The following is a 1,970-nucleotide window of genomic DNA, read 5'->3' as shown; positions in this document are numbered from 1 at the left end:
GCTGACGATTATAAAATACCTCAACATATTCAAACACGGCTGCACGGGCTTCTTCACGAGTTCTAAAGTGGGTACCGTAGAGCCATTCACATTTTAATTTACCCCAGAAAGATTCCATTGGTGCATTATCCCAACAGTTACCTTTTCGGGACATGCTACAAATAAAACCATACTTTTTTATCAAATTTTGGTAGTCGTAAGAACAGTACTGTGAACCTCTATCCGAGTGTAGAATGACGTTTGAAGGCTTGCCAGCACGTAGATATGCCGAATTCAACGCATCAATAACTAATTCCTTTGTCATTCGCTCACTCATAGACAATCCAACAATTTTTTGTCCACATAAATCCAATATTCCAGCAATATAGAGCCATCCTTCATCTGTCCACAGGTAGGTGATATCACTTACCATTTTTTCATTAGGTTTTTCCGCAGAAAAGTCACGGTTAAGGATATTTTCTGCAACTGGAAGCTTATGATTAGAATTTGTAGTTGCTATAAATTTCTTTGAAACCTTTGATTTTATGCCATTTTCACGCATGATATGTTCTACTCTTTTATGATTAATAGGGTATTTGCTTTTGGCATTCAATTTTCGTATAATTTTTGTTGAACCGTAAACTTTTTTACTCTTCAAATGGATATCTCTAATTTGCTTTAATAGAAGACTATTTGCTTTTGATCTCATGCTTTCTGGACGTTTCTCCCATGCATAGTAGCTGCTCCTAGAAACGGATAGAACCATGCATAGCTTCGCTATATGGTAGTTCATGCGATTAGCCTTGATAAATAGAAATCTCTTTATTTGAGGTTTCTCGCGAAGTAGGCAGCCGCTTTTTTTAATATATCATTTTCCTCTTTGAGGTCCCTATTTTCTTTTTCAAGTTTATGTAGTTTTTCATCTTCTGGACTTAAGTGCCCGCTACCTATAAATGGAGCCTTAGGAGATTTCCTATACTTATTTACCCAGCCTTGCATTGTGGTGGGTTTAACACCTAAATCAGCAGCTACTTTTGACATCGGCTCTCCTGTTTTATCTAATCTCTTTACTGCTTCCATTTTAAATTCAGCACTATAACTTTTATTCATATAAACCATCCACCTTTCATTTTTAGTATAGCACGAGTTCCTCGTGTCTAACAAAGGGGGTATGGGTCAGTATGGTGGTGAATACGCATATAAATCGTTCATATTATATATGGACTTTAAACGAACGGTTTAATCTCTTTGATATAGTTTTTCTGCTAATTTAAATTTTTTCATTTTGTTAATGTAATACGAACCTTAGAAAAATGATTTATAAATGCTTAAATTAGATTGATTGTTATTATGATTATTTGGTATGATGGTCTTTATAAAAAACATTCCGTGGAGGTATAAGTATTGAAAAATTTTAATGATCACTTGGGAGATAAGTTATCTGATGGTTTGTCTTCTATGAAGATATTTTATTTTATTACTTTTTTAGTTTTAGTTCCATTAATTGTTCAAAGACCAAATAGTTTCATTGGTTGGATCCAATATATGAGTACTGCAGTATTACAGGCATGTGCGTTACCGCTTCTGGGCTACACTACTAAAAAACAAGGGGACATACAAGCAACGATATTAAAGGAAACTCATGATACAGTTATGAAAGAACTAATTTTAATAAAAAGGCAACAAGTAGCTAATAAAAAACTGGTAGAAGCCCAGCATAAAATTATAAGTGAATTAAGAGAGATTGTTAGTAATCCACATGAAAACAGTAACATAATCAAATAAAAATCAATCAACATAATAAGTATTATCTTCAACCAAAACAAAAGCCATCTGATCTTCAGATGGCTTTTCAGACTGTTGACAAACATAAAATGTAAAACACTCTAATTTAAAAAATTGGAGTGTTTTTTTGCTCAGCAAAAAGGATTTTAGACCATCAATGTCGAATATATATAGTATACAAACTTTATAGTTCGGAGGGTTTAATT

At 33.4% G+C, this 1,970-nt stretch carries 3 protein-coding genes; 1 reads left to right on the top strand and 2 read right to left on the bottom strand.

What is annotated here, in order from left to right; translation table 11 throughout:
• Positions 1-1,098 (bottom strand): IS3 family transposase gene (locus VIM70_RS21175; RefSeq protein WP_331947771.1). Its coding sequence is split into 2 segments (ribosomal slippage), with 1,099 coding nucleotides annotated over them: positions 1-828 and positions 828-1,098; the frame shifts between segments, so codons are not numbered across the junction. This gene is flagged as partial in the annotation.
• 285 nt (positions 1,099-1,383) lie between these two features.
• Between VIM70_RS21175 and VIM70_RS21170 the strand changes: the two genes are divergently transcribed.
• Positions 1,384-1,764, top strand: coding sequence for a hypothetical protein (locus VIM70_RS21170; RefSeq protein WP_331947770.1), 381 nt, complete (start codon positions 1,384-1,386; stop codon positions 1,762-1,764).
• A gap of 3 nt (positions 1,765-1,767) precedes the next feature.
• On the opposite strand, the gene VIM70_RS21165 is transcribed toward VIM70_RS21170, so the two are convergent.
• Positions 1,768-1,970 (bottom strand): hypothetical protein (locus tag VIM70_RS21165; RefSeq protein WP_331947769.1); only part of this gene is annotated, 203 nt, incomplete at its 5' end.

Origin of the sequence: Clostridium sp., from assembly GCF_036569345.1 — a bacterium.
Classification (GTDB): domain Bacteria; phylum Bacillota; class Clostridia; order Clostridiales; family Clostridiaceae; genus Clostridium_AD.
Note: the sequence above shows the minus strand (reverse complement) of the source record. Positions and strands in the feature narration are given on the sequence as shown.